The sequence below is a fragment of the Bordetella genomosp. 5 genome, from assembly GCF_002261315.1.
Lineage (GTDB): Bacteria > Pseudomonadota > Gammaproteobacteria > Burkholderiales > Burkholderiaceae_B > Bordetella.
Genome location: NZ_NEVP01000001.1, coordinates 55,683 through 76,335 on the forward strand (window position 1 = coordinate 55,683; position 20,653 = coordinate 76,335).

Annotated in this window: 16 protein-coding genes; 7 read left to right on the top strand and 9 right to left on the bottom strand. The window is 68.5% G+C overall.

The window, feature by feature from the left end; all coding sequences use genetic code 11:
• Positions 1–226: 226 nt before the first annotated feature.
• Both CAL25_RS00270 and CAL25_RS00275 read left to right on the top strand, forming a co-directional pair.
• Complete coding sequence (locus tag CAL25_RS00270) at positions 227–613, top strand: DUF4148 domain-containing protein (RefSeq protein WP_094797959.1); 387 nt, start codon at positions 227–229, stop codon at positions 611–613.
• 296 nt (positions 614–909) lie between these two features.
• Positions 910–2,010 (top strand): saccharopine dehydrogenase family protein, encoded by a 1,101-nt coding sequence (locus CAL25_RS00275; RefSeq protein ID WP_094797960.1) that lies wholly within the window; start codon positions 910–912, stop codon positions 2,008–2,010.
• Positions 2,011–2,017: 7 nt separating this feature from the next.
• Here CAL25_RS00275 and glcC read toward each other — a convergent pair whose 3' ends face one another.
• On the bottom strand, positions 2,018–2,782 hold the full coding sequence (glcC, locus tag CAL25_RS00280) for a transcriptional regulator GlcC (protein WP_094797961.1): 765 nt from the start codon (positions 2,780–2,782) through the stop codon (positions 2,018–2,020).
• A 260-nt stretch (positions 2,783–3,042) separates the two neighbouring features.
• Here glcC and CAL25_RS00285 point away from each other — a divergent pair, with 260 nt between their 5' ends.
• A complete protein-coding gene (locus tag CAL25_RS00285; protein WP_094797962.1) occupies positions 3,043–5,217 on the top strand; it encodes a malate synthase G in 2,175 nt (724 codons plus the stop codon).
• Between the two features lie 90 nt (positions 5,218–5,307).
• On the top strand, positions 5,308–5,922 hold the full coding sequence (locus tag CAL25_RS00290; RefSeq protein WP_094797963.1) for a TetR/AcrR family transcriptional regulator: 615 nt from the start codon (positions 5,308–5,310) through the stop codon (positions 5,920–5,922).
• Between the two features lie 301 nt (positions 5,923–6,223).
• On the opposite strand, the gene CAL25_RS00300 is transcribed toward CAL25_RS00290, so the two are convergent.
• From CAL25_RS00300 to CAL25_RS00325, 6 genes are all read right to left on the bottom strand, one after another.
• On the bottom strand, positions 6,224–7,306 hold the full coding sequence (locus CAL25_RS00300; RefSeq protein ID WP_094797964.1) for an ABC transporter ATP-binding protein: 1,083 nt from the start codon (positions 7,304–7,306) through the stop codon (positions 6,224–6,226).
• The gene (locus CAL25_RS00305; RefSeq protein WP_094797965.1) at positions 7,299–9,071 is read right to left on the bottom strand and encodes an ABC transporter permease; all 1,773 of its coding nucleotides are present in this window, start codon (positions 9,069–9,071) and stop codon (positions 7,299–7,301) included. The genes CAL25_RS00300 and CAL25_RS00305 overlap by 8 nt, the downstream gene beginning before the upstream one ends.
• 92 nt (positions 9,072–9,163) lie before the next feature.
• The gene (locus CAL25_RS00310; RefSeq protein WP_094797966.1) at positions 9,164–10,255 is read right to left on the bottom strand and encodes an ABC transporter substrate-binding protein; all 1,092 of its coding nucleotides are present in this window, start codon (positions 10,253–10,255) and stop codon (positions 9,164–9,166) included.
• Between the two features lie 121 nt (positions 10,256–10,376).
• Positions 10,377–12,899: a sensor histidine kinase gene (locus CAL25_RS00315; protein ID WP_094797967.1), complete on the bottom strand. Its 2,523-nt coding sequence runs from the start codon at positions 12,897–12,899 to the stop codon at positions 10,377–10,379.
• Positions 12,886–13,557 carry a response regulator transcription factor gene (locus CAL25_RS00320; RefSeq protein ID WP_094797968.1) on the bottom strand — a complete coding sequence of 224 codons (672 nt, stop codon included), beginning with the start codon at positions 13,555–13,557 and terminating at the stop codon, positions 12,886–12,888. The genes CAL25_RS00315 and CAL25_RS00320 overlap by 14 nt, the downstream gene beginning before the upstream one ends.
• Positions 13,558–13,659: 102 nt before the next feature.
• Positions 13,660–16,410, bottom strand: a complete 2,751-nt coding sequence (locus tag CAL25_RS00325) for a cation-transporting P-type ATPase (protein WP_094797969.1) — start codon at positions 16,408–16,410, stop codon at positions 13,660–13,662.
• A 248-nt stretch (positions 16,411–16,658) separates the two neighbouring features.
• Here CAL25_RS00325 and CAL25_RS00330 point away from each other — a divergent pair, with 248 nt between their 5' ends.
• A complete protein-coding gene (locus tag CAL25_RS00330) occupies positions 16,659–17,045 on the top strand; it encodes a hypothetical protein (RefSeq protein ID WP_094797970.1) in 387 nt (128 codons plus the stop codon).
• Between the two features lie 26 nt (positions 17,046–17,071).
• Here CAL25_RS00330 and CAL25_RS00335 read toward each other — a convergent pair whose 3' ends face one another.
• A complete protein-coding gene (locus CAL25_RS00335) occupies positions 17,072–17,755 on the bottom strand; it encodes an O-methyltransferase (RefSeq protein WP_094797971.1) in 684 nt (227 codons plus the stop codon).
• A 138-nt stretch (positions 17,756–17,893) separates the two neighbouring features.
• Between CAL25_RS00335 and CAL25_RS00340 the strand changes: the two genes are divergently transcribed.
• Complete coding sequence (locus CAL25_RS00340) at positions 17,894–18,784, top strand: LysR substrate-binding domain-containing protein (RefSeq protein WP_094797972.1); 891 nt, start codon at positions 17,894–17,896, stop codon at positions 18,782–18,784.
• Between the two features lie 79 nt (positions 18,785–18,863).
• Here the strand turns inward: CAL25_RS00340 and CAL25_RS00345 are convergent, their stop codons facing one another.
• The gene (locus CAL25_RS00345; protein ID WP_094797973.1) at positions 18,864–19,754 is read right to left on the bottom strand and encodes a LysR family transcriptional regulator; all 891 of its coding nucleotides are present in this window, start codon (positions 19,752–19,754) and stop codon (positions 18,864–18,866) included.
• Between the two features lie 128 nt (positions 19,755–19,882).
• On the opposite strand from CAL25_RS00345, the gene CAL25_RS00350 reads away from it, so the two are divergent.
• On the top strand, positions 19,883–20,629 hold the full coding sequence (locus CAL25_RS00350; protein WP_094797974.1) for an SDR family oxidoreductase: 747 nt from the start codon (positions 19,883–19,885) through the stop codon (positions 20,627–20,629).
• The last annotated feature ends 24 nt before the right edge of the window (positions 20,630–20,653 follow it).

The following is a 20,653-nucleotide window of genomic DNA, read 5'->3' on the forward strand; positions in this document are numbered from 1 at the left end:
GGGTATACCGGCTCTTGCCCCCATGGATGGGAGCAATATCCCCACCGGTGGGATAGTTAACCGATGTAACCAGCCATTCTTCACACGGATGGAATAATGTTTTCTGGAAATACGGGTTTATCCGGGGGGTCGGAAAGTCCAGAATGTCTTCAACGGGAAACAAACACGAACACGACGGATAGGCCGCCGAGTCCGAACCCTTGTGTAGGACCCCTGGAGAATAATCATGAAGACCCTTGCTACCGCAGTTGTACTGTCGATGTCCCTGATGGCTGGCGCCCAAGCCGCCGACCTCAGCCAAGAACCCACCCGCGCCCAGGTTCAAGCCGAACTGGCTCAAGCCAAGGCGCAAGGCCAATACACCTTTGGCGAAGAAGCCTACCCCGCCGCGCTGCCCCAGACCCAGGCGCTGAGCTCGCAAGACGTGGCGCAGCAACTGGCGCAAGCCAAGGCAGAAGGCGAAGTGACCTTCGGCAATCTGGACTACCCGCCCCAAGCAGCCGTGAGCGGTCCGAGCGAAACGCGCGCTCAGGTGAAGGCCGATCTGGCCCAGGCCAAGGCTGACGGCACCGTCACCTTCGGCAACCTGGACTACCCGCCCCAAGCAAGCTGATCCGGTTCACACCGGCACCGGGTATCGGCCCCCGTTCCGATCCCGCAACGAAGCCCGCCTCGCACGGCCCCTCACGGCCCGCGGCGGGCCTCGACCTTTGGCGGCGCGGATCGGCAGCTCGCCAATAGTGAATCTCCGTCGGCCAACCGCAGAGGGCCAAAACGTACATTTCGGTGGAATAGGTAGTCATATCGTCGGCCATTCGGCGACTTATCGTCGTTTTACCAGCTACGTTTCGACAGCCCTCGCCGCTAGCATGGTGCAGCCCCTCAACCCCACTCTGTTGGAGCCGTGCCATGTCCTCTACCCCGATCACCATCCTCGGCGCCGGCAAGATCGGCTTTGCCATTGCACTGCTTCTGCACCGCACCGGTGACTTTCACGTGCGGGTCGCCGATCAGGATCCCGCTCGCCTGGACGCGGTGGCCGCGCTCGGCTGCGACACCGTGCAGGTGCGCGGCGATGCCGGCATGCGCGAGGCCATTGCCGGCCAGTACGCGGTGCTCAATGCCCTGCCCTTTCATTGCGCCGTGAGCGTGGCCGGCCTCGCCGCGGAGGCGGGCGTGCATTACTTCGATCTCACCGAGGACGTGGCCAGCACGCGCGCCGTGGCCGCGCTGGCGTCCGAGGCCCGCACCGTGCTGATGCCGCAATGCGGGCTCGCGCCGGGATTCATCGGCGTGGTCGGCCACGACCTCGCCCGCCGCTTCGAACAGGTGCTCGATCTGCGCATGCGCGTGGGCGCCTTGCCGCGCTATCCCTCCAATGCGCTGCGCTACAACCTCACCTGGAGCACCGAGGGCCTCATCAACGAGTACTGCAATCCCTGCGAGGCGCTCGTCGACGGCGAGCTGCAACGCGTGGCGCCGCTCGAAGGCTACGAGACCTTCACGCTGGACGGCGTCGAGTACGAGGCCTTCAACACCTCGGGCGGCCTGGGCACCCTGCCGCACACGCTGGCCGGCCGCGCCCGCAACGTCGACTACAAATCGGTGCGATACCCCGGCCATTGCGACATCATCAAGCTGCTGCTCAACGATCTGCGCCTGCGTGAACGCCGCGATCTGCTGCAGGAGATCCTGGAATCGGCGATCCCGTCGACCGAGCAGGACGTGATCGTGATCCTCGCCAGCGCCAGCGGCTACCGGGCGCGCCGCCTGGTGCAGGAGTCGTTCGTGGCGCACATCCACGGCGCCGAGGTCGACGGCCATTTCCTGAGCGCGATCCAGCTGACCACGGCAGCGGGCATCTGCGCCGCGCTCGATCTCGTGCATGGTGGCCGGCTGCCGCAGCAGGGCTTCGTCGGCCAGGAGCGCATCGCGCTCGCCGACCTGCTCGCCAACCGCCACGGCCGCGTCTATGCCGGCCGCGCGGTGGCCGACATGGCGACGCTCTAGTCCGCGATCAGGCCCAGCCTTCGAGCCGAAGCGTCGCCCGCACCAGACGCTGCTCTTCCTGCTCGATCTCGCTCAGGCTGCGCCGCACGCTGTCGACATGGTCGGTGGCGGCGCGGTGCGCCTCGTCGGGCTGGCGTTCGGTCACCGCGCGAAAGAGCCGCGCATGCTGCAGATCGATCTGCTGCTTGTGCGGCTCGCGGTGATAGAGATTGTTGACGCACGCATAGACAGAGCCCAGCAGCAGATCCGTGAGCGACTGCAGCGTGTGCACCAGCACCGCATTGTGCGAGGCCTCGCAGATCGCCAGATGAAACGCGTGATCGTGATTCGCATGCGTGGCCACGTCGGCCCCGGTCTCGTGCGCCGCCATCATCGCCTCGTAGCGGCGGCGGATCATGATGAAGTCGGCCTCCGTGCCGCGGATCGCGGCCAAGCGCGCCGACTCGCCTTCGAGCAGCGAGCGCACTTCGAGCAGGTCGTAGAGGGTGCGGGGCTGCGAGTGGAACAGATGCACCAGCGGGCCCGCATCGATCTGCGACATGCGCGCCACGAACGAACCGCGACCCTGCTCGGTATGGATGATCTGGCGCGCGCGCAGCAACTGCAGCCCCTCGCGCAGGGCACTGCGCGACACCTTGAGCTTCTCGGTGAGCCGCCGTTCCGAGGGCAGCGGCTGGCCCGCCTTGAGCACGCCATCGAGGATCAGGCGCTCGATGCGCTCGGCCACGGCCTGGGCCACTTGCGGGCGCTGGCCCGCGTCTGGGGTATCCATAGTTCTCCGCACCAACTGGTATGACCAGCGCGCGCCGCGTGGGCGCCGCTGCCGGGATGAATTCTCAAGCTGTTGAAATCACATCATAAAACGGCATTTCACGGCAGGCATCCGAGCACACAAACTGGTCTGACCAGTGCCATGGAGGCTGGACAGCCCGGCCGCCGAAACGCGATGATGCGACATGGCCGTGCACCGCAGCATCCGGGTACCCGGCGCCTCTTCATCCCCACCTCATCTTTCTCTTCATCGAGACCGCCATGACCGAGCGCATCCCGCACCACGGCCTGCAAGTGGCCACCGTCCTGCACCACTTCATCGAAGACGAGCTGCTGCCCGGCACCGGCGTCGACAGCGACGCCTTCTGGAGCGGATTCGCCGCATTGGTGAACGACCTGGCGCCGCAAAATCGCGCCTTGCTGGCCGAGCGCGACCGCCTGCAGGTCGAGCTCGACACCTGGCACCGCGACCATCCCGGCCCGATTCGCGACCATGCCTCGTACCGCGCGTTTCTGGAGCGCATCGGGTATCTGCAGCCGGCGCCGGCGCACGTGCGCGCCACGACCGCGCAGGTCGACAGCGAGATCGCGATCCAGGCCGGGCCCCAACTGGTGGTGCCGGTGTCCAACGCACGCTACGCGCTCAATGCCGCCAACGCCCGCTGGGGCAGCCTGTACGACGCGCTGTATGGCACCGACGCGATTCCGGCCAGCGCCGGCGCCGCGGGCCCCGAATACAACCCGCAGCGCGGTCAGGCGGTGATCGCGCGGGCCCGCGCCTTCCTGGACCAGGCGGCGCCGCTGGCGCAGGGCTCGCACGCCGACACCACCGCCTACGCCATCGCCGACGGCAAACTCGTGGCCACCGTCGCGGGCAAACTGGTCGGTCTGGCCGATCCGGCGCAACTGCTCGGCTTCCAGGGCGAAGCCGGTTTCCCCACCGCCATCGTGCTGCGTCATCACGGCCTGCACTTCGAGATCCAGATCGACCGCCAGCATCAGATCGGCGCCACCGACGCCGCCGGCGTGAAAGACGTGCTGGTCGAGGCCGCGCTCACCACCATCATGGATTGCGAAGACTCGGTGGCCGCGGTCGATGCGGAAGACAAGGTCCATATCTATCGCAACTGGCTCGGCCTGATGCGGGGCGACCTGTCCGAAAAGGTCAGCAAGGGCGGCAATACGTTCACGCGCCGCATGGCGCCCGATCGCGAATACCAGGGGCTGGACGGCAACACGTTCACGCTGCCCGGGCGCTCGCTGATGTTCGTGCGCAACGTGGGCCATCTGATGACCAACCCCGCCGTGCTGGACGCCGACGGGGCCGAGGTGCCCGAGGGCATTCTCGATGCCGTGATTACGGTGCTGGCCGCGACCGCCGACCTGGCGCTCAAGCGCAACTCGCGCACCGGCTCGATCTACATCGTCAAACCCAAGATGCATGGCCCGGCCGAAGTGGCGTTTGCCAACACGCTGTTCGACCGCGTCGAAGACCTCTATCGCCTGCCGCGCAACACGGTGAAGATGGGCATCATGGACGAGGAGCGCCGCACCAGCGTCAACCTCGCGGCCTGCATCGCCGCCGCCTCGCAGCGCGTGGCGTTCATCAATACCGGCTTTCTGGATCGCACGGGCGACGAGATGCATACCGCAATGGAAGCCGGCCCGATGCTGCGCAAGGGCGACATGAAGTCCAGCGCCTGGATCACCGCCTACGAGCGCAACAACGTGCTGACCGGCCTGGACTGCGGCCTGCGCGGCCGTGCGCAGATCGGCAAGGGCATGTGGGCCATGCCCGACCTGATGGCCGCCATGCTGGAGCAGAAGATCGCGCACCCCAAGGCCGGCGCCAACACCGCCTGGGTGCCCTCGCCCACCGCGGCCACGCTGCACGCGATGCACTACCATCAGATCGACGTGCAAGCCGTGCAGCAGGAGCTCGAGCGCACCCAGTATGCGCAGGTGCGCGACAGCCTGCTCGAAGGCCTGCTCACCGTGCCGGTGGGCGATCCCGCCGCCTGGACGCCGGACGCCATCCAGCAGGAGCTCGACAACAACGTGCAGGGCATCCTGGGCTATGTGGTGCGCTGGATCGATCAGGGCGTGGGCTGCTCCAAGGTGCCCGATATCCACGACGTGGGCCTGATGGAAGACCGCGCCACGCTGCGCATCTCGAGCCAGCACATCGCCAACTGGCTGCGCCACGGCATCGTCGACGAGGCCCAGGTGCGCGCGACCTTCGAGCGCATGGCGGCCGTGGTCGATGGCCAGAATGCCAACGACCCCTACTACCAGCCGATGGCCGGCCGCTTCAGCGGCTCCTATGCCTACCGGGCCGCGTGCGCGCTGGTGTTCGAAGGCCTGACGCAACCCAACGGCTATACCGAGCCGCTGTTGCATCAGTACCGCCTCGCCTACAAGGCCGTGCACGACTGAACGCCGCGCAGCACAGCCCTGCAAACCGCCGCCCGGCTGCCCGCCGTGGCGGCGGTTTGCGTTTTCGCACGACCGTGCTAAATTGCGGGCATGGACACACACGCTTCCAAGAGCGAGCTCACGCTCGCGGCCATCGTGGACGCCGCCCTCGACATGGCGGCGAGCCAGGGCATGGAATCGCTCTCGCTCGGCGAGGTCGCGCGCCGTCTGGGCATCAGCAAGAGTGGTGTCTTCTCGCGCGTCGGCTCGCGCGAGGCCTTGCAGCGTGCCGTGCTGGATGAATACGATCGCCGCTTCGTCGAGGCGGTGTTCACGCCGGCGATGCAGGCGCCGCGCGGCCTGCCGCGCCTCGACGCCCTGGTCGGCAACTGGATTACGCGCGCCGCAAATGTGGACACCCACACCGGCTGCATCTATGTGGCCGGTGCGTTCGAATACGACGACTTCGACACGCCGCTGCGCGAGCGGCTGCAGGAAAACGTGCAGCGCTGGCGCGCCGCGCTCGAACGCACCGCCGTGCAGGCGCTCGAGGCCGGGCACCTGCGTCCGGACACCGATGCACGTCAACTGGTCTTCGAGGTTTACAGCCTCATGGTGGGGCTGATGCACGATGCCCGCTTCCTGCGCGATCCCGAGGCGCCCGAGCGCGTGCGCCTCGCCTACCGCAGGCTGATTTCCACGTATCGCAGTTTCTCCGCCGCCTGAGCCCCGAGCCAGGCGCGCTACCCGGCCCGCGTCCGCGGGCCTTTTGCAGGCTTATTTTCGCACGGTCGTGCGAAAGGAGTGCGTCATGAACGCTTGGGTTCTGGTCGGTCTGATGGCCATGGCGGGTGGCGTGCGCGCCTGGCTGGGCTGGCGCGCGCTGCTGCGCCAGCTGCCCGATAAAAACGAGGACATCAGTCTGTTCTGATGTCCTCGCGCGATCTTGGTGGGCGGGTCTTAGCGGGCCGATCTCGGTGGCCCGATCGTAGTGCCCAATTTTCTCGGCCCGATCATCTTGCCGATCTTATTGGCCCGGGAAGATCCAGACGTGCTCCGCGGGCAGCGCGATCCGGCAGGGCCCGGGCTCGCGGCCTTGCGGGCCATACGCTCGCAGCGACAGGCCGCTGGCCGGCGTCTCGGCCGCGCCGCGGAACAGATACTCCCAGCGATCGCCTAGGTACATGCTCGTGAGCAGCGGCAGATCGAGGTGATTGCCGTCGGCATCGTCGGCAAGCCGCACGCGCTCGACGCGGATCACGCCCGTGGCGGGCTGACCCGCGGCCACGCCCTCGCCGGCATGCCCCCACAGCGCCCAGCCCGGGCCCTCGATGCGCGCACGGCCATCGCGCACTTCGCTGACACGGCCGCTCAGGCGATTGTTGCTGCCCATGAACTCGGCGGTGAACAGCGTGGCGGGCGAGCCGTACATATCCTGCGGCGTGCCTTGCTGCTCGATGCGGCCGTTGTTGAGCAGCAGGATGCGATCGGAGATCGCCATGGCTTCGCTCTGATCGTGCGTGACCATCAGCGCCGACAGGCCCAGGCGCACGATCAGCTCACGCAGAAACGCGCGCGCTTCTTCGCGCAGCTTGGCGTCGAGGTTGGACAGCGGCTCGTCGAGCAGGATCACCGGCGGGCTGTAGACCAGCGCGCGGCCGATGGCCACGCGCTGCTGCTGGCCGCCCGACAGCTGATGCGGATGCCGCTGACCCAGCTTGCCCAGGCCGAGCTGGTCGAGCACGTCCTGCACGCGCGCACGCACCTCGGCGGCGGGCACGCCGCGCAGCTTCAAGGGATACGCCACGTTGTCGAACACGGTTTTGTGCGGCCACAGCGCATACGACTGGAACACCAGCCCGAGGTTGCGCTCTTCGGCGGGAATCTCGGCGCGGCGCGCGCCGTCATAGACGACCCGGTCACCGATCAGAATGCGGCCGGCCTTCGGGCCTTCCAGCCCGGCCACCGCGCGCAGCAGCGTGGTCTTGCCGCTGCCCGAGGGCCCGAGAAGCGACACCACCTCGCCCTGCCGCAGATCCATCGACACCCCTTTGAGCACGGGGTTGTCGCCGTAGTCCAGATGCAGATCTTCGACGGAAAGCTCAATCATGAAGTTTGACTCCGAAACGCAGGGCGATACCCAGGCCGATCACGACCAGGACGATATTGATGAAGGAGAGCGCGGCCACGATGTCGATCGCGCCCGAGGCCCACAACGAGACCAGCATGGAGCCGATGGTCTCGGTGCCGGGCGAGAGCAGATACACGCCGGTGGAGTACTCGCGCTCGAAGATGAGGAACATCAGCAGCCAGGCGCCGATCAGGCCATAGCGCGCGAGCGGCACCGTGACATGGCGCGTGACCTGTCCGCGACGGGCACCCGCGCTGCGCGCGGCTTCTTCGAGTTCGGGCGCCACTTGCAGCAGCGTGGATGAGATGAGGCGCAGGCCATAGGCCATCCAGACCACCGTGTAGGCCAGCCACACGCTGAAGATCGTGCTGCGCAGCGAGCGCAGCCATTCGATCGGCGATTCGCGCACCCACTCGGCAAACGGGAACGACGAGAGGATGCCCCCTTCGTCGAAGGCGTTGTCCAGCCACATCGGCACGAACAGAAACAGCCACAGGAACGCCAGACCCGCGAGCAGACCCGGCACCGCGCGCGGCACCAGCACGCTGTAGTCCAGGAAGCGCGTGGTGTTGTCCGGCTTGCGATGCATGGCCAGGCCGACGAACAGATAGCAGAACACCGCCAGCGCCCCGCCGAACACACCGATCGCCACCGAGTTGACGATGGCGCGGATCAGGTTGGGCTGCGCGAACACGGTGCGAAAGGCCTCGACCGACAACACGTCGAAGAGCGACACGCCCATGCCCCAGTTGGAAACGAAGGCGCGCAGCAGCACACCCACGAGCGGCACCACGATGGTGACGAACAGCCAGAACGCGACCACGGCGCCCGCCACCCAGCGCCACTTGCCGAGCGGCAGCGCGCGTGCACGCGAGGCCTTGCCCTTCATCGTGACGAACCGGTTCGCCGAACGCATCAGCCGGCGCTGCAACATCACGAGCGGGATCGTCATGCAGATCAGCACCACGGCGACCGAGGCCATCAGGTGATAGGACGGGATGCCCAGCTTATTAGTGAGTTTGTAGAGATAGGTGGCCAGCACCAGGTTGCCTTCGGGATCGCCCAGCACCAGCACGAGACCGAACACCTCCAGACCCAGGAAGAACAGCAGCACCGTCGCGTACAGAATGGCGGGCCGCACCATGGGCAGGCTCACCGAGACCATCACGCGCAGCGGCGATGCTCCGGCCACGCGCGCCGCCTCTTCCACGTCGGAGCCCATGCTGCGCAGGGCCGACGAGATGTAGAGATAGGCGTGCGGCACGTGCGTGAGGCCCGCGATGATGACGATGCTGGTCAGCGAATAAATGTTCCAGGGCACGAAGCCCAGCAGCTGCTGCGCCCAGGCCGAGAAGAACCCGACCGGGCCGGCCGCGACCACATAGCCGAAGCCCAGCACCATCGGCGACACGAACACCGGTACGAGGATCAGGGGCTCGATCCAGCGCCGGCCCGGCAGGTCGGTGCGAATCATCAGGAAGGCCAGCATGCCGCCCAGAGGAATCGAGATCGCCGCCAGGCCGAAGGCCAGGATGAAGCCGCTGCGCAGCGCTTTGTAGAAGTCCGGATCGTCGAAGATGAACCGGTAGGCGTCCAGGCTGAATACCTTGGACGGCGAAAAGAACGGCGCCGAGAGAAAGCTCTGGATGATGATGAACGACAGCGGCGCGTAGATCGCCAGAGCCGTCAGCAGCACGACGACGCCGCGCGGCAGCGACTGCCATTTCCTGCGCAATGCCAGCATGGAGAATCCTGTATCGATGAACGGAGTCCGGCGCCGCCGCGCCCCGGCCGCGACGGGCCGGTGACGGGCGGGCCGAGACGTGACGCCGCGCCTTACTTGCCGGCGGCGGCGCGCCAGTCCTTGATGAACTGCAGACGCTTATTCTGCTCGAGGTAGTCGAGCAGGGTCTGGTCGACGGGGATCGGCTTGAGCGCCTTGCCCAGCTTCTTGGTCATGCCATCGACGTCGTTGTCGCCCTCGATGTCGTCGCGGATGGAAGCCATGTCGGCCTTGTTCGCGACGATCTCCTGGCCCTTCTGCGACAGCAGGTAGTCCATCCACAGCTTGGCTGCATTGCGGTTCTTGGCCTTCTTGCTGACGAAGGCCACGCGCGAGAGCACCAGCGTGTAGTCGGTGGGGTACGACACGCCCAGCGACGGATCCGACTTGGCGCGCGTCTCGGCGTAGGAGCCCAGGATGTTGTAGCCGATCAGGTTCTCGCCCGAGGACACGCGCTCCATCATCGTGCCGGTGGACGACTGCACGATCAGGCCGCCCTTCGCCATCTGCGCGAGGTTCTCGAAGTACTTGGGATCGTTGGCCTTGTCCTGCACGGCCAGCATGAAGCCCACGGCCGACTTTTCGATGTCGTAGGTGGTGACCTTGTTCTTGAACTTGTCGGGCTGGCTGGCGATCAGCTTGGCCAGCGCGGTGTGCGTGGTCGGCACTTCCGCGGCCGGGATCAGGCGCTTGTTGTAGATGAAGACCGCGGGCTCGTAGGTCGTGCCGTAGGCGGCGTCTTTCCACACGGCCCACGACGGCAGCTTGCCGGCTTCGGGCGAGCGATAGGTGAGCGCGTAGTCGGTGGCGAGCTTGAGCGCCGAGTCCATCGACGAGCTCCACACCACGTCGCCGCTGCCGCCACCGGCCGCCTGCTCGCTGATGTAGCGGTTGTACAGCTCGGTGCTGTTCATGTCGTTGTATTCGACCTTGACCCCCGGATACGCCGCTTCGAAGCCCGCGATGATGGGGCCGGCAGCCTTGGTGTCGGTGGTCGAATAGATGATGACCTTGCCCTCTTTCTTGGCGCCGTCGATGATCTTCTGGTAATCGGCCGGATAGCCGGCGGGAATCTGCTGCGCGTGCGCAGCCGTGATACCGAACGCAGCGACGCAGGCGGCCGCCAGGCAGGACTTGGCAAACATATTGTCTACTCCATCTTCGATGAGGGGATCTGGCTCTTCGGCCAGCCTGCCGGCATCTTAGGAGTGGGCGTCTGTCGGCGTCCTGTCATGGCGCGTCCGCGCGCGCTGGGGAAATCCCTGATCAGCGCGCGGGCGCGGCGCCCTTTGTCACAGGGGTTTCCGGCGTATCGGTGACCAGCCGCATCCAGCTCTGCACGAAGCGCGAATGACGGCGCTGATCGAGCCCGACCAGCAAGGCCGGGCTCAGCACCACCGGCTGCACGATGCCCGGCGCACGCGCCTGCAGCGCGTCGGCGGTCCAGGGGCCGGGGGTGCCCTGCACCAGCGCGCCCAGGCCCGCGTGCGTGGCCGCCACTTGCTGGCCCGCGGGCGACAGCAGCCAGTCGACCAGCGCGCGCGCGAGCTCGGGGTGCGGGGCGCGCCGCGCGATCAGCACCGAGCGCGCGAGCACCACCATGTAGTCTTGCGGCAGCACCACACCGATCTTCGCGCCCGCGGCCTCGCGCGCCAGCGCGTACGAGCCCAGCATGTTGTAGCCGAGGTCGATCTCGCCCGCCTCGATCTGATCCAGGATCTCCGCGCTGGTGGCCGACAGCCGCACACCGACCTGACCCAGCGCGTTCGCGACGGCCCAGAAGCTGGACGACACGAGCTCGTCCTGCTCGGCCAGCAGATAGCCGAGGCTGCTCGCCGCGATGTCATAGGTCCCGACCCGGCCTCGCAACGCGTCGCGATCCGTCTCGAGCAGGCGCAGCAGGGCCTGCCGCGAGCGCGGCACCGTGTCAGGCGTGAACCGGTCGGGGTTGTAGACGATGACCGCCGGCTCGAACGTGAAGCCGTACACCTCATTGCGCCACATGGCCCACGCGGGCAGGCGCTGCGCGTAGGGCGAGGCATAGCTTGCCGCGTAGCCATCGTTGGCCAGGCGGATCTGCAGGTCCACCGCGGATGAGATCAGCACATCCACGTCGTCGAGCTTGCCGGCGATGGCGGCTTCGTAAAGCTCCCGGCTACCCATCTCGCGGTACTGCACCGAGACGTCCGGCCGCTCCGACTGAAAGCCCGCGATCAGCGGCGCGATCACCGGCGTGTCGGTAGGCCCCGCCACGACCAGCGTGCGGCCGGTTTTTTGCGGCGCCGGATACTCGCTCACCACCGCAACCGGTTGCGCGTACAACTTTCCGCCCGGCATGCCGCCCAGCGCCGCCAGCAGCGCCACGGCCACGGCCGTGACGAGCCGGCGCCGGCCCGTCGGCGCGGCGCTCGGGCGGGCCGCCAGCGCCAGCACGACCCGCACGCTGAGCCCGCCGCCCGCGCGATCCTGCAGCATCAATGCCCCGCCATGCGCCTGCACCACCGAGCGCACGATCGCCAGGCCCAGGCCCGACCCGCTCGCCTGCGCGCCATGGCGTCCGCGCTGAAAGCGCTGCTGCACCACTTCTTTTTCATCGTCGGCGATGCCGGGACCGCGGTCGGCGACGGTGATCGCCAGCCGGTATCCCGCCACCGGTGTCACGCTGATATCCACCACGCCCTCCGGTGCATAGCGCAAGGCGTTGTCGACCAGGTTACGCAGCATCTCGCGCAGCGCGACGCGATCGCCCATCACCCGCGCGCGCCGCAGCTCGGGCGCCACGGCGATGCGCAGACGCGCGGCCTCCAGCGGCCCGATGCGATGCCGGGTCTCGTTCAGAATCTGCGCCACGCCGACCCGCTCGCGCTCGCCGGTGCCGAGCCGGTGCGTGATCGTGGCGTCCATCAGCAATTGATTGATGAGCTGGCTGGCGTGCGTGGCGTTCTGGTGAATGCGCCGCACGCGCTCGCGCAGCCGGTCCACGTCGGGCTCTTCCAGCGCGACCTCGGCCTGCGCGCGCAACGACGCGAGCGGCGTGCGCACCTGGTGCGCGGCGTCGGCCACCAGCGTATTGAGCGAGGCCATCATGCCGGCCAGGCGCTGCATGAAGGCGTCGAGCGCCTGCGCCAGGCGGCGCACTTCGCTGGGCACCGGCGCGCGCAGCGGCGCCAGATCGTCGGGCGCGCGATGACGCAGCTCGCGCTCCACCACCGCGAGCGGCGCGAAGGCGCGCTCGATACCGAACCACAGCAGGGCCAGCGCCACCAGCGCCAGCACCACCAGCGGCCACACGCTGCGATTGAGAATCTCGGCCGCCAGCGCCTCGCGCGCGCCGAGCGTCTCGGCGACACGGATCGTGACCCACCCGGCATGCTGCCCCGCCGACACCAGCCGGCCCACGGTCGCGACCCGCACGGGCTCGTCGTGATAGCGCAGGGTGGTGAAAACGGGCGTGGCGCTGGTGGCCACCGGCAGGCCGGGCGCCAGATCGGCATAGCCCGTCACGGTGCGGCCGTTGGCCGCCAGAATCTGATAGAACACCCGCTCGCTGCCCGACAGCATGGCCAGCGACGAAAACGGCGGCTCGGCCGTCACGCTGTCGTCCTCGATCTGGACCGAGCCCGCGATGGTCAGCGCCGAGGCCGCCAGCAGGCGGTCGAACGCCTGCTCGGCGGCGCGATGCGCATACCCTTGCAGAAAGAAGAACAAGCCGACCGAGGCGCACGCGAGCAGCGTGAGCGCCAGCAGAAAAACCCGGCGCCGGATCGAGGCGCCTTCAGCCGGCTTCATCGACACGCGCCTGGTAGCCGACGCCCCGCACGGTCACGATATCCACCGTGCTGCCCGCGAGCTTCTTGCGCAAGCGCGAAATCAGCAGCTCCAGGGCGTTGAGGGAAACATCGTCGACGTCGAAGAGTTGCGCCATCAGACGCTCCTTCACGACGGTCTGCCCCATGCGCGCCAGCATGATCTCGAGCAGCCGGAACTCGCGCCGGCCGAGCTCCAGCGGCGTGCCGCGCACGCTGGCGGTGCGGCTCGCGACGTCGACCGCGAGGTCACCGTACTGCGTGAGGCTGGTGGTTTGTCCGGCAGGCCGGCGCATCAGGGCGCGCAGCCGCGCTTCCAGCTCGCGCAGGTCGAACGGCTTGACCAGATAATCGTCGGCGCCGTGATCGAGCATGTCGATCTTGTCTTCGATTTCGGCGCGCGCCGTCATCACGATGACGGGCGTCTCGAAGCCCGCCGCCCGCAATTCGCGGATCACGGCGAAGCCATCTTTCAGGGGAAGGGTGATGTCGAGCACCAGCGCGTCCCAGCGCTCGGCCAGGCCCCAGCGCACCGCCTGCTCGCCGTCGCGGACCCATTGCACGCTGTGCCCGGCGATGCGCAGCTTGCTCTCCACCGCATCACCGAGGTCGGGGTTGTCCTCGACCAGCAGAATGCGCATGCTGTCTCTCCGTATCGGTATCGTTATGCGAGAGCAGTGTAGCGCCGGCGTGCGCCGCAAGATAGGCGCACGCCGCGTGTGGAAACACCTGTCAGCAAGCTGTCATGCGGCCAGCCGTTTGCCGAGCGGCGTGTGGCTGATGACCCACTTTTCGAACTCGGCCACGCAGAACACCAGCAGTCCCGCGCCGAGCACCTCGGCCCAGTTCAGCAGCGACAGCGGCGCCGACTGGAACACCGTGTGCATGATGGGCAGATAGGTGTAGCCCAGTTGCAGCAGCAGGCAGACGCCGATCGAGATCAGCACGTAGCGGTTACCCAGCAGCCCCTCGCGGTTGAGGATCGAGCCGAACACCGAGCGGCTGTTGAGCAGGTAGAACATCTCGGCCATCACGATGGCGTTGACGGCCATGGTGCGCGCGGTCTCGATCGAGGTGCCGTTGTGCAGCTCCCAGAGGAACATGCCGAGGCCACCCGCCATCATCAGCACCGACACCATCAGCACGCGCCACACGAAGAAGCCCGAGAGCAGCGGCTGCCCGGGCGGACGCGGCGGACGATTCATGATGCCGGGTTCGACCGGCTCGAAGGCCAGCGCGAGGCCCAGGCAGCTCGAGGTGACGAGGTTGATCCACAACACCTGCGCCGGCGTGATCGGCAACGCGAGGTTGAACAGGATCGCCACGATCACGATCAGCGCCTCGCCGCCGTTGGTGGGCAGCATGAAGAGCACGAACTTGCGCAGGTTGTCGTAGACGCCGCGCCCTTCCTGCACCGCGGCCGCGATGGTGGCGAAGTTGTCGTCCGCCAGCACCATGTCGGCCGCCTCCTTGGCCGCCTCGGTGCCCTTCAGGCCCATCGCCACGCCGACGTCCGCGCGCTTGAGCGCGGGCGCGTCGTTGACGCCGTCGCCGGTCATGGACACCACCTGCCCGCTCGCCTGCAGCGCCTGCACCAGGCGCAGCTTGTGCTCCGGGCTGGCGCGCGCAAACACGTCCACGCTCATCACGGTGTCACGCAGGGTCGCGTCGTCCATCAACGCCACCTCCGCGCCCGTCACGGCGGGCTTGCCCACGCCGATGTCGAGCTGCGCGCCGATCGCGCGCGCGGTTTCGGCGTGATCGCCGGTGATCATCTTCACGACGATGCCGGCATCGTGGCAGCGCGCGACGGCCGCGATGGCCTCGCTGCGCGGCGGATCCATCATGCCGACGAGTGCCAGCAGGGTGTATCCGCCCTCCATGTCGGCGGCGCTCAGACCGGCCTGCGCCGGGTCCGCGCGCTTGACGGCCAGCGCCAGCAGGCGCAGCCCCTTGGCGGCCGTATCCGTCGCCATGCGGCGCCAGTGATCCACGTCCAGCGCGGCGGGCGCGCCGTCGCGGCCCATCTGGTCGACGCACATGTCGAGGATGCGTTCGGGCGCGCCCTTGGCGTAGGTCAGGGCCTCGCCCGTGGCGTCGCGGTGCAGCGTGGCCATGTAGCGATTCTCGGATTCGAACGGAATCGAATCGATCCGCGGCCAGGCCGTGCCGGCCTCGTCCTGCGTGCAGCCGGCCTTCTCGCCGAGCACCAGCAGCGCGCCCTCGGTCGGGTCGCCCTCGACCCGCCAATGCGAGCCATCGGGGCGCAGCGCCGCGTCATTGCAGAGCACGGCGGCGCGCACGGCCTGTCCCAGCGCCGGATAGTTCGCGATCTCGATCGCGCGGCCGTCGAGCGTGCACGCGCCGCCGGGCTCGTAGCCCACGCCGCTCACGTCGAATGCCTGGCCCGCGCACACGACGCGCTGCACCGTCATCTCGTTGCGCGTGAGCGTGCCGGTCTTGTCGGAGCAGATCACCGTGACCGATCCCAGCGCCTCGACGGCGGGCAGGCGCCGCACGATGGCGCGACGCTTCGCCATGCGCTGCACGCCCAGCGCCAGCGTGACCGTCATCAGCGCCGGCAGGCCTTCGGGGATGGCCGAGGCGGCCAGCGCCACCACCATCATGAACATGTCGGCCGGCGTGTGGCCGCGCCACAACGTGCCCACCAGGAACAACAGCGCGCAGACGGCCAGGATCACGATGGCGAGCGCGCGGCCGAAACGATCGACCTGGCGCAGCAGCGGCGTGCTCATCGCCTCGATGCCGCTGAGCATCTGGTTGATGCGGCCCAGTTCCGTGTGGCTGCCGGTCGCCACCACCACGCCGCGGGCCTGGCCATAGACCACCACGGTGCCGGAATATGCCATGCCGTAGCGGTCGCCCAGCGGCGCCTGCGCATCGACCGCGTCCACGCCCTTCTCGACGGGCAATGATTCGCCCGTGAGCGCCGCCTCTTCGATACGCAGTTCCTTGACCGCGATGAGCCGCAGGTCGGCCGGCACGCGGTCTCCGGAGATCAGATGCACCACGTCGCCCGGCACCAGCTCGGCCGCATCGATCTCGCGGCGCTCGCCGTTGCGGCTCACGAGCGCATGGGGCGACAGCATGGCGCGGATCGCATCGAGCGCGGACTCGGCCTTGCCCTCCTGGATGAAGCCGATGACGGCATTGATCAGCACCGCGGCCAGCAGCACGCCGGTGTCGATCCAGTGACCGAGAATCGCGGTGATCACGGCCGACACCATCATCACGTAGAGCAGCACGTTATGGAACTGCATCAGGAACCGCATCAGCGGGCCGCGGCGGCGCTGCTCGGGCAACCGATTGGGGCCGTGTTCGGCCAGCCGGCGCGCGGCCTCATCGTCGGCAAGACCCGTCTCGCGGGTGTTCAGCAGGGCTTCGGCGTCGGCGGCGGTCAGCGTGTGCCAGGCGGGGCTGGCGTCGCGGGCGGTCGGGGGAGGACGGGAGGCAGTCGGGGCGCGGTCAGTCATGGTCCGTATCCTTGGGGGTGGCAGGGAAAACGGCGCGCGGTGCACTTACACATCGGCACGCTACGATGGCCAGACAGGCGCGCAAGCGGGCCCGGTGGCCAAGTTCATCGTAGCCAGGGGCCCATTTCTGCGCCTTGATCCCGGACAATACTCGCCAATCCTGATCCGCCGTTCTGATCCCGCGTGGCGCGGGCATGGCGGTTGCTGCGCTGGTGTTCCCCTTCCCTGCCCCTGCGGAGGCCGCCCCCATGACTGTTCATCGAGCCTTCTCGCGCGCCACGTCGCGCCTGGCCGCGCTGCTGGCGGCCGCACCGCTGGCCGCCTTCGCACAGCCCGCCGCCGACCGCATGGGCAGCGCGCCGACGCCGGCCCGCCCGGCGGCGCCGCAATACCAGCCGGCACCGGCCCGGCCCGCCGTGCCGCAGTACCAGCCGACGCAGCCTCCGACCGTGCCGGCGCCCACGATGCCGGGCATCAACCGCCCCGGCGCCATGGCGCCGAACGCGGCGCAGCCCCGCCCGCAGGATCGCGCCCGCCAGAGCGACCGTCCCGCCGCCGGATCGATCGACAACACGACGCAACGGCCGCGCAGCACGCTCACGCCCCGGCCGGCTCCGCGGCCCGACCGCTACTAAGCCGTCAAAGGCGCGCCGCGACGCGCTCAGGCCGTCACCACCGCCAGCGCGAACCCATCCCAGCCTTTCTCGCCCACCGTCTGCAGCGCGGTGATGTCCAGCCGCAGATCGCGCGCGGCCTCGGTGAAGAACGCATGCGCGCCGCGCACGTCGGCATCGTCGGCCGCGGCCGCATCGGCCAGGCGGCCCGCGCGCGCGATGTTGTCCGCCACGATGACGCTGCCCCGCCGCAGCAAAGGCATGACGAGCCGCAAGTAGACGAGGTTGTCGGCCTTGTCGGCATCGATGAAGACCATGTCGAACGGCGCGGTGCCGACACGCGCGAGCGCCGCCAGCGTCTCGCGCGCATCGCCTTCGATCAGGGTGATGCAGCCGCTCATGCCGGTGGCACGAAAGGTCTCGCGCGCCACGCTCGCCCGCAGCGCATCCGCCTCCAGCGTGATCAGCTCGCCCCCCGGCGGCAGCGCGCGCGCCATGCAGAGCGCGCTGTAGCCCCCGAGCGTGCCGATCTCGAGGATGCGGCGCGCGCCGCACATGCGTGCAAAAAGCTGAAGCAGCTTGGCCTGGTTCGGCGCGACCTCGTGGGCCGGCAGACCGGCATCGCGGGCCCGCGCGAGCGCGTCATCCAGCTGGGCATCGCTCAGATGCAGGGTCTGCGCGAAGTAGGTATCGAGCGCTTGCCAGCGCAGGGAGTCGGTCGGCGGGTTCATAACGGCCTCGGATCGCGGGGTTCTGAATGACGCCCATCTTAGGAAAGCCGGCACGCCCGCGACAGCCAGTAATTCGGCGGCTCTGCGTGAGTTTTCCTGACATACTGGTGTCGTGCCGTCCTGGCAGGATGCTTCCTCATGCGCAAACTTCCTCCCCTCTCGGCGCTGCGCGCCTTCGACGCCGTGGCCCGCAGCGGCTCGGTCACCGCCGCCGCGGCCGAACTGCATCGCACCCACGGTGCCGTGAGCCGGCAGCTACGCGCGCTGCAGGAGCACCTCGGCGTGCCGCTCTACGCCCGCCAGGGCACGGGCATCGTGCTCAACGACGCCGGGCAGGCGCTGCAAACACTCATCGGGCCGCTGTTCGACCAGCTCGAAGATGGTTATGCCCGGCTGCAGCAGCGGGCGCGCCAGCCCGGCCTGCACGTGGCCTGCAGTGCCACCTTCGCGATGCGCTGGCTGGTGCCGCACCTGGCCGAGTTCTATCGGGCCGAGCCCGAGATCCGCATCCGCCTGTCCATGACCTCGGCCCGCGAGATCCGCGCCGAAGGCGCCGACCTGCTGATCGCCTGGGACCTGAGTCACTACCCCGAGACCGAGCGCGAACGCGCCATCGCGCTGGCGCCGATTGCCTTCGGGCCAGTGTGCCGGCCCGACTACGACTGGCGCGCGCGCGGGGCCGTGCGCATCACGCACGAACACACCACCAGCGCCTGGACGCTCTGGCGGGCCCGGTGGCGCGCGCACCGCCCGGCGGCGGCGGGCGCCGCCCTGCCCCGCGCCAGCGAACTGCCCCGCCGCGAGATCGCGTTTCCACACACCCACCTGTGCATCGAAGCCGCCGCGGGCGGCCTGGGCATGGCGTTGGTCGAATCGCGCCTGGTGCAGCGCGAGCTGGCGGACGGCAGCCTGATCGCGCCCTGCGGATTCGTGCCGGTCGACGGCGCGATGATGGTGCTGCCCGCGGGCGAGCTCGACGCACAGGCGGCGCGCTTCGTCGACTGGCTGCGCGCGGCGCTGCTGCGCTGACCCGCCACGCACACAACGATCGGCTCGCGCCCGTCGGTCAGCGCACGTCGCTTAACGCGTGTCGCACAACGCACGTCGCTCAACGCGCGTCGGCGAAGACGTCGCGCAGCCACTGCACGAAGGTGCGCACCCGCACCGAAAGCTGGCGGTTCTGCGGATAGAGCGCCGACACCGGTAAGGGCGGCGGCGGATACGCCGGCAGCACGACGCACAGGCGGCCATCCGCGAGCTCGGCGGCCAGCCGGTAGCGCGGCACCTGCACCAGCCCCAGGCCCGCCAGCGCGCAGGCGGTGTAAAGCTCGGCGCCGGTCACGCTGACGGCGCCGGCCAGCGCCACCTCGCGCGTGCGGCCCGCCACGTCGAACTCCAGCGGCAAGGCGCGGCCCGACCGGCTGGAGACGAAGTTCACCGCGCGATGCTGTGCCAGGGATTCCAGGTCCTGCGGCGTGCCATGGCGCTCGAGATAGGCGGGGCTGGCCACAGTCACCTGCTCGAGCATCGCCACGCGCACGCCGACCATGCTCGAATCTTGCAGGGTGCCCGCGCGCAGCACGCAGTCCACGCCTTCACGCACCAGATCCACCAGCCGGTCGTCCTCGCCCAGATGCAGCTCGAGGCCGGGGTTGCGCGCCAGAAAATCCGGCAGGGCCGGCACCACGAAACGGCGCGCCAGCGTGCCCTGCATGTTCACCCGCAGCAGCCCTTTGGGCGCCGCGTCGCGGAACGCGCCCTCGGCCTCGTCCAGATCGGCGAGCAGCCGCACGCAGCGCTGGTAGAACGCCTCGCCATCGGGCGTGAGCCGCACCGCGCGCGTCGTGCGCTCCAGCAGACGCGTGCCGAGGCGGGCCTCCATCCGCTTGATCAGGTTGGTGAGCGTGGCGCGCGGGATGCGCAGATCCTCACCGGCCCGCGTAAAGCTCCCGCGTTCGGCGATCCGCACAAAGGCCTGCATTTCCTGGAAACGGTCCATGGCTCGGCATCATTGTTTATGCAAACGAAATAATCTTACCCCGCCAAATCCGATTATCTTTCCATGAGAATGATCGAAGATAGCGTCATCCAGGCCGATCCACGGCCTCCCTCACCCCGGAGCCCCTCATGTCCCAAGCCCAACCCTCCCAGCGAGTCGCACTCGTGACCGGTGCCTCGCGCGGCATCGGCGCGCGCATCGCCACCCGCCTCGCGCAAGACGGCCACGCCGTGATCGTGAACTACGCCTCGCGCTCGGAAGAAGCCGAGGCGGTGGTCCAGACCATCCAGGCCGCCGGCGGCCGCGCCCTCGCGGTCCGAGGCGATGTCTCCCAGCCCGGCGACGTGGGCGCCCTCTTCGACGCGGCCCAAGCGGAGTTCGGCCAGCTCGACGTGCTCGTGAACAACGCGGGCGTGATCTCGACGCAACCGCTCGCGCAATACAGCGATGAGGAGTACGCGCGGCTGTTCGACATCAACACGCGCGGCACCTTCAATACCCTGCGCGCCGCCGCCACGCGCCTGGCCGACGGCGGACGCGTCATCAACTTCTCGACCACCGCGCTGGCCCTCGCGCTGCCGGGCTATGCGATCTACAACGCCAGCAAGGCCGCGGTCGAAGCCTTCACGCATGTCTATGCGAAGGAGCTGCGCGGACGCGCCATCACGGTGAACGCCGTCGCGCCCGGCCCGGTCGCCACCGAGCTGTTCAAGAAAGGCAAGACGCCCGAACAGATCGAGCATTTCACGAAACTGCCGCCGCTCGAGCGTCTGGGTCAGCCCGACGACATCGCCGAGGTGGTGGCCTTTCTGGCAAGCCCGGCCTCGGGCTGGATCAATGGGCAGATCATCCGCGCCAACGGCGGCGTGGCCTGACACAACGCGTGCGCGCGGCCGGGC